Genomic DNA, 16,245 nt, shown 5'->3' with positions numbered 1-16,245 from the left:
ACTGTTGGCATTACCAATGCAGCTAAGGACGTCATCTATACCATGGACTGGAAGGACGGCGTCGACACCTGGATCGGTGACGGGTCGCCCACCCATACCTTCCAGCATACCTACCGCCTGACCACCCCCGGCAGATTCCTCTATCAGTCCTCCATCTCCAGCAAGTTCACTGTTTCGGATTATTCGAGGAGTCACACCGAATCAGATCTGGGTTATCAGACAAACCATGTGATCAGCCTGCCCACGATCACGTTGAATTCCCCAGCCACGACCGCCGCCTTTACCGATGTATCCGTCTCGTACGACTACCTCGTTACAGGCAGGACGTACACCGTGAACTGGGGCGACGGCACCTCCCAACCACTCGTCGGGGACGGCAGTCAGCAGACGGTGACGCACCAGTACAAGAAAGACGGCGTGTACCAGATCACGACGCTCGGCTCGGTCAACCTGACCAACAGCGCGCCGCCGACCGTGACCGTTCAGTCGCCGCCCCCCACCCTGACCGTGAGCGGTACGGGCCCGAAAGCGGTCCTGTCGTTCAGCGGCCTTCAGGGGGGCACGGACTACACGGTGGACTGGGGCGACGGCTCCAGCACACCGCTGACGCGGGACGCTCCGGGCCAGCAGCCCAGCCACACCTACGCCGCGCCTGGCACCTACACGGTCAAGCTGTACGGTCCCGCCGCAAACGGAAGCGTGGGGGTGCTGACCACCGGAACCTTCACCGCCACCCTGGGCAACGTGGGCCTCAGTGCCGCGCCCGACCGACCCGTGATCGGGGGACAGGTCGTGCTGACCCTGACCGGGCTGGCCGAGGCGGCCACGTACGAACTGGACTGGGGCGACGGCACGGTTGAGTCCGGCATCACCGGGCAGACCACCACGACCCGCTCGCACGCCTACACCGCCGCGCGGGACTACACCGTGACGGTCCGCAGCGGCGGGCAGCCACTGGGGACGACCACCGTCGCCGTGCAGGTGCCCACCCCGGTACTGTCGCACACCGCCCAGGGCCTGACGCTGACCCTTCAGGTGCAGAACCTCGTGGCGGGAGCCGCCTACACGGTGAGCTGGGGTCAGGGAACGCCTGAATCCCTGAACGCTACGGGTCCGGCGGCCACCCTCACGCACACCTACACGGCCCCCGGCACCTACACGGTGACGGTCACACCTGCTCGCGGCGCACCGGCCACCGAGTCCGTGTCGGTCGTCGCCTCGCAGGCGAAGTTGACCGTCACGCCCCCGGTCGTGGACACCGACCAGCCCGTCACCGCCGCCATGATGGACCTCGTTCCCGCCCTGGAATACATGCTCGACTGGAACGACGGTAGCCCTCCCCTGAAATTCACGCCCCTGGAGACTCAGGCCACCCAGACGCACGTGTACACGGCCCCCGGCACGTATCAGGTGGAACTGAGCGCGCCGAACGTCAACCCGGCCACGGCACCCGTGACCGTCCGGCCCGGCGGGCCCATCCTGACCCTGACGGCCGACACCCTGACGGCCACGCTGAGCGCGGGCCGCCTGTACAGGGGGGTTGCGTACACCATTGACTGGGGAGGTGGGGCGACCGAGCGCTTCACGGCGACTGGGCCGACCATGACCCTCACGCACCTCTACAGTGCCCCCGGCACGAAGACCGTGACGGTAACGCCCGATGGCGGCACTCCCGTCACGGCCAGCGTCACGCTGAGTGTGCCCACCCCTGTCCTGACCGTGACGCCCGCCCAGGGACAGACGGACACGGCCTTCACCGCCTCGCTTTCGGGGTTGGTACCGAGCCTGACGTACACCCTCGCGTGGGGAGATGGCAGCACCGAAGCCGTGACTGGGGTCTCCACCTTCACCCGCGTTCACCAGTACGCGCTTCCCGGTACTTTCGCTGTCACCGTCACGTCTCCGGACGCACCTCCCGCGCAGCAAAGCGTCACGGTGCGGGTTCCCGCACCGGTCCTGGGCACCACCAGCACCAACCTCACCCTCACCTTGCAACTCGGGCGTCTCGTCAAGACCGCCGCGTACCGCGTGCAGTGGGGCGACGCCCAGGAGCAGACCCTCACGGCTCAGTCCACCGAGACCACCCTGAGCCACACTTACGCGGCTCCGGGCACCTACACCGTGACCGTCACGCCCGAACTCGGCGACGCGGCCAGCGTTCCCGTCACCCTTCAGTACGTCAGCGTGGACGCCCCCGTCCTCTCCGTCACCCCCTCCAGCGCCAACGTGTATGCGGAAGTCCGTTCGGACTTCCGGGGGCTGATCCCCAGCTTGAGTTACACCCTGGACTGGGGCGACGGGCAGCGGGACACGATCACCGGCGTCACCGAGGGCCAGAAGGTCCACACCTACCCGCAGGCCGGGACCTATACCGTCAGTCTCAAGGCTCCCCAGTCCCCAGCAGCAACTGCGCCCGTCACGGTTACTCAACCGGTGCCCGTCGTGACGGCCACCTCCACCGCCCTGGAAGCCCAGGTGACGGTCACGGGCCTGATCCCTGCCCTGACCTACCGGCTGGAATGGGGAGACGGTACCCCTGCGGTGGAGATCACCGGCGTGGACACCAAGGCCCTGACGCACACCTACGGCCGACCCGGTGTGTATCCCCTGACCCTCACCGTTCCCGGTGCAGCTCCGGTCAAGGTCACGGTGAACGTGGCCGTCACGGCGGCCACCCTGAGCGCCACGACGGACGCCCTGACGGTCACGGCCAACGTGAGCGGCTTGCAAAAGGCGCTCACCTATACCCTGAACTGGGGCGACGGGTCGAACCGCACCGTCAGCGGCGTGGCCGCCGATACCCTCACCCACACCTATGCCAAACCCGGCACCTACACCCTCACCCTGAGTACCCCTGGCACCGCCGACGTCACGGCCAGCGTCACGCTGAGTGTGCCCACCCCTGTCCTGACCGTGACGCCCGCCCAGGGACAGACGGACACGGCCTTCACCGCTTCGCTTTCGGGGTTGGTACCGAGCCTGACGTACACCCTCGCGTGGGGAGATGGCAGCACCGAAGCCGTGACTGGGGTCTCCACCTTCACCCGCGTTCACCAGTACGCGCTTCCCGGTACTTTCGCTGTCACCGTCACGTCTCCGGACGCACCTCCCGCGCAGCAAAGCGTCACGGTGCGGGTTCCCGCACCGGTCCTGGGCACCACCAGCACCAACCTCACCCTCACCTTGCAACTCGGGCGTCTCGTCAAGACCGCCGCGTACCGCGTGCAGTGGGGCGACGCCCAGGAGCAGACCCTCACGGCTCAGTCCACCGAGACCACCCTGAGCCACACTTACGCGGCTCCGGGCACCTACACCGTGACCATCACGCCCGAACTCGGCGACGCGGCCAGCGTTCCCGTCACCCTTCAGTACGTCAGCGTGGACGCCCCCATCCTCTCCGTCACCCCCTCCAGCGCCAACGTGTATGCGGAAGTCCGTTCGGACTTCCGGGGGCTGATCCCCAGCTTGAGTTACACCCTGGACTGGGGCGACGGGCAGCGGGACACGATCACCGGCGTCACCGAGGGCCAGAAGGTCCACACCTACCCGCAGGCCGGGACCTATACCGTCAGTCTCAAGGCTCCCCAGTCCCCAGCAGCAACTGCGCCCGTCACGGTTACTCAACCGGTGCCCGTCGTGACGGCCACCTCCACCGCCCTGGAAGCCCAGGTGACGGTCACGGGCCTGATCCCTGCCCTGACCTACCGGCTGGAATGGGGAGACGGTACCCCTGCGGTGGAGATCACCGGCGTGGACACCAAGGCCCTGACGCACACCTACGGCCGACCCGGTGTGTATCCCCTGACCCTCACCGTTCCCGGTGCAGCTCCGGTCAAGGTCACGGTGAACGTGGCCGTCACGGCGGCCACCCTGAGCGCCACGACGGACGCCCTGACGGTCACGGCCAACGTGAGCGGCTTGCAAAAGGCGCTCACCTATACCCTGAACTGGGGCGACGGGTCGAACCGCACCGTCAGCGGCGTGGCCGCCGATACCCTCACCCACACCTATGCCAAACCCGGCACCTACACCCTCACCCTGAGTACCCCTGGCACCGCCGACGTCACGGCCACCGCCGTCCTTCAGGTCAAGCCCCTCACCCTCCAGGTCGTGTCCCCCGAGTTGCGCGCCAGCGCCACCCTCGGCGGACTGGTCAGCGCCCTCACCTACACCGTGGACTGGGGCGACGGCCAGCAGGACACGGTGACCGGACGGACGACCACCACCCTGGTTCACACGTACCTGAAGCCTGGTCAATACACGGTCACTGTGACGGCCCCCGGCCTTGATCTGGTGACCACCACCTTCACCGCTGGGCTGCCCCCGCGGGAGGTCATCACCGCCACGCCCGGTTCCTCGCCGGACGTGCTGGACTTCCGCATCACCGGGCTGCTGACCGGCGCCACCTACCTGCTCGACTATGGCGACGGCCAGGTCGAACCGCTGACCTTTACCGGTCAGTCGGGCCGCTGGACGCACCGCTACGCGCAGACAGGCATCTATACCCTCACCCTGAGCCTGCGTACACCAGACGGCGTGAGCAGCGTCCGCGCCGTGACCACCGTGCAGGCCCAGCAGCCCCTGACCCTGAGCGCCGCGACCCTGGCGTTCCCGGGAGGGCCGTCCGGCTCCACCCTCACGCTCAGTTCCCTGGACCCGGTGGGGGTGCGCCTGAACGTCGCCTATACCGGCAGCGGCAGCCTGACCGGCCAATGGGTTCTGGACGGACAGGCGGGACCCACCGTGACGGTGGACCTGCCCGAGGGGAGCACCGCCGCCACGGCGACCTACACGGTGGCTCCGCCCAAACCCGGGCGGCACACGCTGTCGTTCCAGATCACAGGCGTCACGCCGCGCTGCGCCGCCGCGTGTTCGGCCCCACGCATTCCCGCCGCCAACACCCTGAGCTACACGCTGGACGTCCCGACGGCCCTGACCTACGGCAACCTGACCGTGAAGTTGACGGGCGTGACGAACCTGGACCTCCAGTCATTCTCGGGCACGGGCACCGTGCGGCTGATCGTCGGCGGATCCGATCTCGGCGCGCAGAACGTGACCCTCTCGGCCCTTCAGGTCACCCGCACGGAGGCGGGATACAAAGTCACGGGCGGCGCGCCCACCCGCGTGGACCTGGGTTCCCTGCAACTGAGGGTTCTGAGTCTGGGACAGGCGGACGTGCGCCTCCAGACCCTCACCCTGAAGACGGATGGGGCAACGCTGAGCGGCAGGGTGCAGCTACCGGGGAACACGGGCGAGGGCCTGGCCTTCCGGGACGCGGCCCTGCAAGAAGGCGGCGAACTCTTCGCCGAACTGAGCGGCGAAGGTTCCGGCATCAGGGACGCCACCCTCGGGACGGGCATTACCGTCTCGGCGGTCGAGGGAGTTCTCGACCTGTCGAGAAAGCAGAATTCCGACGTGCTCAAGACCGCCTATGCCCGCAGCGAGGCCGGTGCGCCCGGGCCCGAGTGGATGGGCGTGGTTTTGCCCACCGCCCGCATGCTCGTTGGCGCGCCCCTCGTGACGGGTACGGTGGCCGGAGTGACGGGTCCCGCCGCCTACACCCTCGGTGGCTACACCACAGCCTTTGACCTGGAGTCCACCACCCTGTCCTTCGGCGGCTGGTCGGTGCGAACCGCTGGGATGCAGGTCACCATCAGCGGGGGCGTGATCGCCAAGGTGAGCGGTAAGGGCAGCCTGACCGTGCCCATGGTGAACGAGGCGTTGCCCCTGAACATCGGCTGGAACACCCAACTGGGCACGCCAGGTGCGAAGTGGGTCTTCAGCGCCGCCGGGTCTCCAGCGGTTCATGATTTTGGCCGGACCAAGCTGGACCTGGGCACCCCCGCCTGGGAAACCCGTGGGGACGGCACCGCCAAGCTGACCTTCTCCAATGCCCGCTGGAACCTGGGCGGCGTGAGCGGCGCGGAAGTCAAACTCCCGCTCTACAACCTGACCTTCACGCCAGACGGCGGCGTCAGTCTGAACGGAGAAGCGTGGGCCAGCGCCACGGGCCTGACCAACTTCAGCCTGTTTCAGTACCCCTTCCCCGCCGCCGACGTTGGTGTCGCGTATCAGGGTGCAGGTCAGTACACCCTGAGCCTGCGCGGCAAGCTGCAGCTGACCGAAGCGGTGCCGCTCAGCGGCACCGTGGAACCCGTCAACTTCTGGGTCAAGGATGGCAAGGACGTCAAGATCGTCTTCGAGAAGCTGCGGGTGAAGGGCGAGATCAAGACCGTCAGCTTCGACGTGGCCGTGAGCGCGATGTTCAAGGACGAGAACACCTTGGAGTTCATCGGTGAGGGCGACCTGACCATTGCTAAGAAGCTTGGCGTGGGCGTTAAGGCGGGCTTCGGTCGCGAGAACGGTACCGGCTACGGCTTTCTGTGGGCGAAGTACCGGGCCCCGGACCTGAGCGTCAAGCCTCTGGCCACAGTGGGCGCTTTCGGCTTCTACGAATTCAACGGTGGGCTGGCCATCAACATGAGCTGGAAAGACGGCAACTTCGACGTGCCGCCCGTCAAGGCCATTCCGAAAAGCGGAGTTACCGTCGCTGTCCAGGCCGGGACCGTGTTCGGTCCGTGGGCCGATAAGGGCTCCACGGTACACTTCCGGGGCGCACTCGGGATCGACACGGCGGGCACGATTGCCATCTCGGCCAAGGGCTGGTTCCTCACGCTGCTCAAGGACGGGGCCTTCGGCACCGAACAGCCGAACGCGGCGGCGCTGGTCGTCCTGAACGTCCCGGTGGATGATCCCAGCTCCGGGTACTTCCTGGCGCAGGCCTGCGTCGGACCGGCGACCAACATCGGGCGCGGCCTGGATTGCAGCAAGAACCGCGAGCTGGAATTTGCTGGAATCATGGCCCTGCGCGGCTACGCCGAGGTCTACACTCCCTTCTCCGGAGACGGGCAGCACGTGTACCTCGGCACGAAGCAAAATCCCATCGGTGTGCGCCTGCTGGCCCTGGGCAGTACGGCGCCGAGCGTTCCGAATGCGGACGCCACGTCCACCACCCCCGCGCCCCCCGTCCAGACCAAGCAGAACGGTCTGGAGATCAACGGCTACCTGATGTTCGCCAGCGACAGCGTGCGCGCGGGTTTCGGCGCGAATTACCGCTACCGCATCGGCGAGAAGGGCGAGGGCGCGGTCTGCAACTGGCACTGGGAGGCGGAAGCCTGGGTGGGCATCAACGCCGACTTCGCCGTCATCTATAACCCGACGGCCTTGGACGCCTCCGTGAGCCTGGGGGCGAGTGCGTCGGCAGGGGCAGGTGCGTGCGGCGTCGATGTCACGGTCGGCGTCAGCCTGACCATGACGGGACGCCTGTACGTCTCGGCAGCCAGCCGCTTCTTCGAGGGCACGTTCGCGGGCCGGGTCACGATGCCTGTGATTCCGGACATCAGCTTCTCTGTGAACGGGCGCGCAGACTTCTAGCCCCCCGGACAGAGCGGTCCGTTCCCGACTTTGCGGGCCGCTCCCTTTATCCCTCCCCACCCTGAGGACCCCCATGCGAACCCTGCTGCTACTCACCCTGACGGCCAGCCTCGGCGTGGCCGCTGCCCAGACCGCCCCCACCAAGGGGGGCGTCGCGGCCCTGCCCACCCCGGACGGCGCCTACCTGCGCTGGTACTTGCCCGGGGACGTACTGCCCGCGCGCGGGTTTGCCCTGCGCCTCAGCGGCCCGGGCGGCACCCGCACTGTCTCCGTTTCCTCACCGCAACCGTATACGGCGGCCCTGGGACTGCCCCGGCCCGAGTACGACTCGCTGATCGCCACATACAAGACGCCGCCCCGCAGTGCCAGCGAACGTACCCAGCGGGCCTTTTTCGGGCTGAGCGTGGTCGCCCGGCCCGCCTATGCTCGCGCGCTGGGCATCATGATCACCCTCAAGGACCTCAGGCCTGGCCAGTACACCGTGACCGTCACCGCGCTGGGAAGCACGGAAACGAAGGTCGGGCAGGCCACCTTTGCAACCGCTCCCCTGATGCCCGTGCCCCAGCCCGGACCGCCCAGGGCCAAGGCCGCGCCCGCTGCCGTACAACTCAGCTGGTCGGTTCCGGCTGCGGCGTCCAGCGGGCTGGTGGTGGCGTACAACATCTACCGCGCTGCGGGCAACGGCCCGTTCGTGCTGCTGCGGCCCGCACCGTTTTTCCCGTCCAGCCAGCCGGGCGGGGACGTATTCAAGGACGCGGACCTCCAGGCCAAGACCACCTACCGCTACCGGGTGGCGTCCGTTGATCTGTTCGGGCGGGAATCGGCCCGGACCGTCCCCATCACGGTGACCACCGAGGCCGTGACGGTTCTGCCCGCTCCCGAAGACCTGCGGGCCACCGTCAGGGAACGGGCCGTAACCCTGCGCTGGACTCCCCCAAAGGACAGCCGGATCACCCGGCAGGTCGTTGTGCGCGGCACCGACCCCAGCCGGCCGCTGACGGCCGTGGCGACGCTGAAGCCCGGGGAAGCCACCTACACCGACACCACCGGACGGGTGGGCGAGCCTTACGTGTACGCGATCATCGCGGGGACGGCGGGCGGAGAGGTCGGGACCCGCAGCAACCTCGTCTCCGCTCGGCCTGTCAACACCAGGCCTCCCGCCGCACCGAGTGGCGTGACCATCAAAGCGGGCGAATCGGCCCTCACCCTCAGCTGGAAGGCCAACCGGGAAGAGGACATTCGCGGCTACCAGATCTACCGCAGCGAATCCGAGCAGCCCGGTGCCCCCGCACTGCTCGTGAACACCGAGCCCGTCGTGGGGACGACCTTCTCCGACCCTCTCAGGGCCGGTCTCCTCAACCGGTACTTTTACCGCGTGACGGCCCTGAACACTTCCCAGGCGGAATCGGCGCGCTCGGCCACCGTCTCCTCCAAGCTCGTCGATAAGACGCCGCCCCCCGCTCCGGCCCTGCTGCCCTTCACGGTCAGCGCCGAAGGGGTGAAGTTGAGCTGGATGCAGGCAGATATTCCGGACCTGGCCGGTTTCCGGGTGCTGCGCGCGACGGGCAACGCCGCCCCTGTAGAACTCGGCCGTCTGAACGCCGCGACCCGCACATATCTGGACGCCACCGCCGAGGTAGGCGTGACGTACGCGTACAGCGTCCGGAGTGTGGACGGCGCGGGCAACGTGTCCGCACCGTCCACACCGGTGGCCATCCACCGGGCCAGCACGGGCGTTCCGGCTGCGCCCCAGGGGGTGCAGGTCAAGGCGTTGGGGGCGCGGGCGGGCAACCGCGTGACCTGGAAAGCCGCGCCCGGCTTGGCCGTGGTCGTCTACCGCCTGGACGCCGCGGGCCGCCCAGCCCTTCAGGCATCGGACCTGATCACTGCGGGATCGTTCACGGACACCGCGGGCACACCTCAAAGCCAGTACCAATTGCGGTCGGTGGACGAACGTGGTCAGCTAAGTTCACTGACCAACCCCATGCCCGTTGACCAGCCCTAGTGCACAGGACGGAAGCAGGCTTTCTGCACCCGCCGTGGCGCATCTCCGCATAGGTTCAGGCCCCGTTTCCGCCGGTGCACACCGTCCGTCCGCTTTTGAGGCTCCATGTACTTGAACACCTTCGGTGCCCCGCACTTCTCCGGCCCCCGGCTCCCACCCCGGCACCTGCTCTTCCTCGCCTATCTGGCGGTGGAAGGCTCGGCAAGCCGTGCGCGGCTGCGCTCCTTGTTCTGGCCGAGCAGCGCGAGCGCGGCGGCCAGCCTCCGGGTGCTGCTCAGCACGATGCGCCGTACCGCACCTGGCCTGATCACCGAGCGGGGGGACCACCTGATTCTCCAGTGCGGCAGTGACTTTGCCGATCTGCTTGGGCATATTCAGGCGGGTCGCCCGGCCCAGGCCCTGCCCCTGTACCGTGGGCCCTTTCTGGCCGAACTCTCCCCGACCCTCTTTGGTCCGGAGCTGGAGGAGTGGCTCATGGACACCCGGGAGTCCATCGCGGAACAGCTGTGGGAGTCGCTGATCCAGGCCGCAGAACACCTCACTGGGCAGGGGCGCCTGGAAGAAGCGACCGTGCAGGCCGAAGCCGCCTGGCTCCTGCCGGGACTCCCGCCCCGCGACGTGCATGACCTGCGTCGTCTGCACCGGTTGCTGCTGCTCGGGGGGAGCAAGCAGGCGGGGTGGGTCGCCCGCAAGGCCCGTGAGCTGGGCGTGGACGTGGAGGCCAGTCTGCTCCCTGCCGCCGAATTGGAGCCCCTCACCCTTCCCGGAACCAACCTGCCGGTGGAGGTCACGCCCTTTGTGGGGCACCGGGAACTCCTCGAGCAGCTTGGCCAAGCGCTGGCGGACCCAGGCGTGCGCCTGCTGACGATCTGGGGGGTTGGCGGCGCTGGGAAGTCACGCCTGGCCCTGCGGGCCGCACGGAACGCCGGGCGAGCATTTCAGGACCAGGTGTGGTGGATCGCGCTGGAAGACGTCCGCCAGCCAGGCGATCTGCTCGCACATACGGCCCTGGCGATCGGGGCGGCGCTCACACCCGGTCGCCCTGCCCTGGACATGGTCGTCACCGTCTTGCGCAAACGCCCCGCGCTGATCGTGTTCGACCAGTTCGAGCATCTGGGTGGGGCAGCCCCCCTGCTGGCCGATCTGCTTGGAAAATGTGCTCACCTGAAGATCATCGTCACGTCGCGCCGCCGGCTGTCCCTGCGCGCAGAGACGACGTTTGAACTCAACGGACTGAACGTGCATGCGCTGCCAGGTCAGCCCCACAGTGACGCCCTGGCGCTGTTCATCGGGCAGGTCCAGCGGGTGCGCCCGACGTACCGCCTGACGGGCGAGGACCTGGCGCACGCGCAGGACGTGTGTGCCTTCGTGGACGGCCTACCGCTCGTCATCGAGCTGGTAGCCAACTGGATTCGGATGCTCACGCCCAAGCAACTCCTGAGTGAACTGCACGCCAGCCTGGACCTGCTGGACGTGCCGGTCCTGGATCTGCCGGAACGGCACCGCAACCTGCGGGCGGTGCTGGAGCAGAGCTGGCAGCGCCTGACCCCCCGGAACCAGGAGGTGCTCGCAGCGCTGGTGGTCTTCCAGGGTGGTTTCACCTTTGAGGCGGCCTCCAGCGTAACTGGAGCTACGCTCCACGACTTGATGGCGCTGGTCGATCAGTCCATGTTGCGCGTGGACGTGACGGGCCGCTTTAGCCGGCACCCCTTGATTGCCCAGCTCTCGCGCCAGCGCCTGAACGTTCCAGAAGCGGTACAGCGTGTCATGGAAGCGGAGCACACGGCATTTTTTTTGCAGCGATCGGATCTGGGCTTTCAGAACATGCTTGACGGGCACCGGCAGACCGAGTGGCGCGTCTGGTTTACTGTGGAATACTTGAATCTCACGGTTTCGTTGACGAGCGCCGTTGCCCGCAGTGATTTCGTTTCGGCAGCGTATCTGGCGCGCAACCTCCACCGGGAGTGGAACAACCGGGGGCTGGCGGGTACCTCCCTTCCGACGGTGCTCTCGCTCCTGCCCCACCTGGAAGGACCGGAACACGCCGACGCGTACGCGTGGGCGCTGATCACGGCGGAAGCGCTCGCCATGTACAGCGGTGTCGCGCCGGTCGGGGACGCTCTGGCGGCCGCGCGGCGCGCGAACAACGACTTTGCGGTCATGTGCGCCCTCTACATCCGGGAGTACGGAGCACAGCAGCGGGGAGACCCCACGCGCCGCGCCCTGATGGCAGAACTGTACGGCGCGGCCGTCCAGACCGGAAGGCCTGCGCCGCTCGCCATTACCCTGAGGAGGCGCGCCAGCGTGGTCCTCTCCGGAGGCGACGGGAAGGCCGCCCGAGATGATATTGAAGAGGCCCTGATCCTCGTCAGGCATCTGGGAACGACGTTTATCCAGGCAGACTTACACCTGCTGCTGGGGCAGGTCCACGCCATGCAAGGTCAACTGGAATCGGCCGAGCAGTGCCTTCGCTCAGCCCTTTCTCTGTTCACCACCCTCGGCTTCCGGCCCGAGGCCAGCAGCTGCCTGAACACCCTGGCCTTCATCTGCCTGTTCAGAATCGGTCCGGGGAACCGGAAGGCAGCTGTTCGGTCGGCCCTCGGCTGGTGTGATCAGGCCGACGAAACCTTCAGCGCGCAAGGGCGCTTCGCTGTCCGCGACAATGTCAACGCCCGTGGGTTCGTGCTCAGCGTCCTGGGCCACATCAGTCAAGCACAAGCGTGCTTCGAGAGCGACGTTCAGGGGGCCAGAAGCTGCGGGAACCGGCAGGGTGAACTGATGGCCCGGTTGGGCCTGGGGAATCTGGCCCTGCGGCGTCGCGACTGGGTGGCAGCCAGCGCGACCTTTGCATCTGTCGTCACCGACGCTGAGAAGGCCGAGGGGCACGCACCAGCACGCTGGTTGGCCCTCCTTGGCCTGGCTGAGGCGCACCTCCACCTGGGGAACCGGGACGGGGCACTCGGGTGCTGGACGGCCGCGCAGCAGGCGGGTCAGGGACTGGGCGCAGCCGTTCCGCGCTTCATCGATGTTGCCGTTCAGAGGTACCGGCGGCGGAGCGTTCAGCGGGGGTAAGGGCCGGCTGGGGTGCGCCTCCCCATGCACGTTGACCGTGCCGTCCACCTCCTCCACCAGGAAGGCAGGTTGGCCGCGCCCCTCGTCGTCGCGCCCGTTTCCCGAGAGTGTTCTCGCACGTGAGGCGCCAGACCTATGGGGCTCCTTTCGGGGAAGCGGCCGCGCCCCTCCCGCTTCAGTTTGCGGGCCGGACCGGCAGCGGCTCACAGACAGGCTTGCTCGCGCCGCTGTTGAAGACGGCGGTGCCCGTTACGTTGAGGCCCGTGTACACGCGGTTGGGCCGCGCAGGGACGTTCAGCGGCAGGGTGAAGATCAGCCGGTGACCCTGCTGGCGGAACTTTACTCCGGTACGCCCTGCACTCCAGCGGTCGACTCCAGGCAGGACCGACTGCCTGGCCATTTCCCCTTTGCGGGACTTGGGCCCGGCACGGACCGGCAGGACGCCCCAGGGTTTCCGCACAGTGGACGTCAGTGGTCAGGTGGCGGTGGTGCAGCGCGGTCAGGTCCTCTTCCTGGCAAATGCCCTTGCGGCGGGCGCGGCTGGGCTGATCGTGGTGAACAACGGGGCCGAGGAGCTGCAGGGGCGGCCGGGTGAGCGGCTGACGTTGCCAGCGCTGGCCATGACCAGCGTGGCGGATGATCCGCCAACCCCCATCACCTCGCCCTCAAGTTCGCCGCCGGCAACCCCCCGGCAACGCCGCCGGGTCCACGGGGGCCAGCGGCGAACAGGCGCGGGACAGCCGTGTCAGGGCGCGGCGCGGAGGCTCAGCACCGCCAACCCGTCTGGGTCAAGCGTCCCGGCGTCGTAGTGGCCCGCGTTTCCCGCGCCCACATCCGTCAGGCGCCGGCCGCTCCAGGCGTCGGTGACCGGTCCCCGCAGGGCCACCGGAACCCGGGTCAGGTCCAGCTTGACGGGCGCGGCCGTGGCCCCGAGGTTCACGGCCACCACCACCACGTCTTGCCCCTGGTACCGGGCATAGGCGAGCACGCCGTCCTGGGCGAGCAGGGGCACGTAGCCGCCCACGCGCAACGCCGGATGTTGCGCCCGCAGCGCCAGCAGGCGGCGGTCGTGGTTGAGCAGGGACGTGGGGTCTTTGCGCTGCGCCTCGACGGTCACCGACGGGGCGTCGGTGCTGAAGGCGTACCAGGGCTGGCCGCTCGTAAAGCCTGCCCCCACGCCAGGGTTCCAGCGCATGGGCGTCCGCTTCTGCTCGTCTGCGCCTCCGGGGCCGTTGGGCAGCCCGATCTCCTCGCCGTAATACAGAAAGGGCGTGCCGGGCAGGGTCAGCAGCAGGCTGGCCGCCACCTTTGCCTGGGCCAGGCCCCCGTACTCGGGGCGCACGAGGTCGTGGTTGGTGGTGAAAATCGCGTCCACGCTGCCTTTTGGGTACAGGGCCGTGACCTGATCGAGGGCGGCCTGCAGGGGGGCCGCACTGCGGCCCCCCACTGCGCTGAGCAGGGCGTCGCGGAGGTCGAAGTCGAAGGCCAGGTCCTCACCCGCGCCGCCCAGCAGGTATTTGGCCACGTTCGGGGCGCCCGTCCAGGCCTCGCCCACCACCGCCGCGTCCTTCCTGAGGCCCTTTACGAAGGTCTCGAAGTCCCGCACCCAGGCGAGGTTGTCCGGGTTGTCGGGCGTATTGCCGTTTTTACCCTCGACCACGTAGCGAATCGCGTCCACCCGGAAGCCGTCGACGCCCCGCTTCAGCCAGAAGGCCGCCGCGCCGTTCACGGCGGCCTTCACCTGCGGGTTCCGCCAGTTCAGGTCCGGCATCCCTTCCCAGAAGGCCCCGTAGTAGTAGGCGTCGCCCGAGCGGTGCCAGACGTTGCCCATTCCGCCCCAGGGCGGCCCCCACCCCGGGTTCTGGGACCGCCAGAGGTACCAGTCGCGCTTGGGGCTTTTGGGGTCCAGGGCCGCCTGGAACCAGGGATGCGCACGTGAGGTGTGGTTGGGCACCCAGTCGAGCAGCACCCGCATTCCCCGGGTGTGGGCCGACTTCACGAACGCGTCGAAGTCGGCCAGGGTCCCGTAGTCCGGATGCACATTCTCGTAGTCGGTCACGTCGTAGCCGTGGTACGACGGCGACGGGTAGATGGGCATCAGCCACAGGGTGTTGACGCCCAGGTCCTTGAGGTAGTCGAGGCGGGAGGTCAGCCCCCGGAAATCCCCCACCCCGTCCCCATTGCTGTCCTGAAAGCTCCGGACGAACACCTGATAAACCGCGGCGTTCGCCCACCAGGCATTGGCGGCGGCGACAGGCGCGCGGGGCAACATCTGCACCCTGGGCGCGTCCACCGGACCGGGGGTGGGCACCGTCACCGTGCCCGCCGTCCCTGTACCCGCCGCCGTTCCCGCGTCAGCCCAGCGCGCCACCTCAAGCTTTACGGTGGCGTCGCCCTGGACCTTCAGCGTGCGGTTGGCCATTTCAGAGCCGTCGGCGTTCTTCTCCACGCTGCTCCAGGCACCCCGGGTCACCTTGTACTCCAGGACGCTCCCGTCGGGCACGTCGAGGTTCACGCTGAAGGTGCCGTCCGCGTTTTTCTTCAGGATGCTGTGGGGGTCGGCCGGGTTCCAGCCGTTGACGTTGGCCCCCAGCGTGAGCCGGGCGTCGGCGGGGGTGCCTGCAGGAAGGCGGGTGACGGTGAGGGTGACCTTCCCGGCCTGCGCCATCGTGGAGACCGAGAGGGCCAGACCGAGAAAGAACCGGGCGGTAAAGGGAGCAATCGGCGACATGGTGTCCTCCTGGAAGCGCTTCAATGTGAGTACGCGCATTAGAAGGGAAACCGGGAGGCCCCGTGGGCCACACTTCTGCACAGGGCAAGCGCGGAAAGAGGCCCCCCCTCCTGCCCCTGCACCCACCGGATTCAGGAGCGGTATGCGGTCGTGCCGGAGGGGGGGAGCCAGCAGCTTACCCGGCGTGTACGGCCAGTACGGTCCTCGGCAGGCCCCATTCTCCCCATGCGCATTCAGCTCGCCCGCCGGGCTCGGTCAACAAGAAGTCCGCACTTTGACCCATGCTCTCAACGGCGAGGCGTGGCGGCAACGGGCGAGGCACCGCCCGCGCACCGGTGGCTGGGGGGCGCTGCGGTGACTGAGGGATTTGGGAGTGGAACGGGACGGCACAAAGCGGTTGTCGCGCGCCCGTGGGGTGAAATCACACGTGGTTGAAGCGTGCACCACGCTTGGGAAGAACGCTGTGTGCCTTGGAGGCGCGGTCATTGGCCTTCCTTCAGTTTCCTGGTGACTTCCTCAAGTGACTTTCCCCAACTGAGCATGCCCATGATCTTTTCGAAGTTGCTTCGCGCCACCTCCACCCCAACATCGTTGACAAAATCGAGGAACGAGGCCTCGCCACAGGGTTTTGGAACGTCGAACCTCCCCTGCGCCTGAAAGATGGCTGCCGCGACCTGCTCTGCCGTCGGTGTCTTTTTGCTCATACCGCTCCTGAAGGTAGTCGCATTCCGGACCTGGAGTGACGACTGGGCGTCCCCACAGGTGTGTCCCTCCCCGGAATACGGCGGGGAGAAGTTGAAGCATTGGCCACGCCCAGGAAGAACGCCGCGTGTGCCCTGGAGGAAACCCTGTATGGGCAGTGCCCTCCAGGAATACAGGGGTGAGGAGGAGTTCGGGGGCGTGGCGGGAAAGTTCATCGTCAGGCCAGCAAAGCAGTTGCGACGCACTTTTTCCCTGCCACCCGCTTAAGCGGTCTTCTCTTTGGGCTCCTGAGCTGCCAAGC

7 protein-coding genes are annotated in these 16,245 nt (G+C 67.7%); 4 read left to right on the top strand and 3 right to left on the bottom strand.

The features are described from left to right. Positions 1-42: 42 nt before the first annotated feature. The 3 genes from B9A95_RS07090 (at position 43) to B9A95_RS07080 (ending at position 12,511) form a co-directional block, all read left to right on the top strand. A complete protein-coding gene (locus B9A95_RS07090; RefSeq protein ID WP_084046238.1) occupies positions 43-7,434 on the top strand; it encodes a PKD domain-containing protein in 7,392 nt (2,463 codons plus the stop codon). Between the two features lie 73 nt (positions 7,435-7,507). Next, positions 7,508-9,439: a fibronectin type III domain-containing protein gene (locus B9A95_RS07085; protein WP_084046237.1), complete on the top strand. Its 1,932-nt coding sequence runs from the start codon at positions 7,508-7,510 to the stop codon at positions 9,437-9,439. Positions 9,440-9,544: 105 nt separating this feature from the next. Then, complete coding sequence (locus B9A95_RS07080) at positions 9,545-12,511, top strand: ATP-binding protein (protein ID WP_084046236.1); 2,967 nt, start codon at positions 9,545-9,547, stop codon at positions 12,509-12,511. Positions 12,512-12,686: 175 nt separating this feature from the next. Here the strand turns inward: B9A95_RS07080 and B9A95_RS07075 are convergent, their stop codons facing one another. After that, positions 12,687-12,911 carry a hypothetical protein gene (locus tag B9A95_RS07075; protein WP_084046235.1) on the bottom strand — a complete coding sequence of 75 codons (225 nt, stop codon included), beginning with the start codon at positions 12,909-12,911 and terminating at the stop codon, positions 12,687-12,689. A gap of 16 nt (positions 12,912-12,927) precedes the next feature. Between B9A95_RS07075 and B9A95_RS07070 the strand changes: the two genes are divergently transcribed. Beyond that, a complete protein-coding gene (locus B9A95_RS07070) occupies positions 12,928-13,320 on the top strand; it encodes a PA domain-containing protein (protein ID WP_245808169.1) in 393 nt (130 codons plus the stop codon). On the opposite strand, the gene B9A95_RS07065 is transcribed toward B9A95_RS07070, so the two are convergent. Further along, positions 13,257-15,242 (bottom strand): alpha-amylase family glycosyl hydrolase, encoded by a 1,986-nt coding sequence (locus tag B9A95_RS07065; RefSeq protein WP_170928495.1) that lies wholly within the window; start codon positions 15,240-15,242, stop codon positions 13,257-13,259. The genes B9A95_RS07070 and B9A95_RS07065 overlap by 64 nt on opposite strands. Before the next feature lie 482 nt (positions 15,243-15,724). Then, a complete protein-coding gene (locus B9A95_RS07060; RefSeq protein ID WP_084046232.1) occupies positions 15,725-15,946 on the bottom strand; it encodes a hypothetical protein in 222 nt (73 codons plus the stop codon). Between the last annotated feature and the right edge of the window lie 299 nt (positions 15,947-16,245).

It is taken from the genome of Deinococcus hopiensis KR-140, from assembly GCF_900176165.1.
Taxonomy (GTDB): Bacteria; Deinococcota; Deinococci; order Deinococcales; family Deinococcaceae; genus Deinococcus; species Deinococcus hopiensis.
Note: the sequence above shows the minus strand (reverse complement) of the source record. Positions and strands in the feature narration are given on the sequence as shown.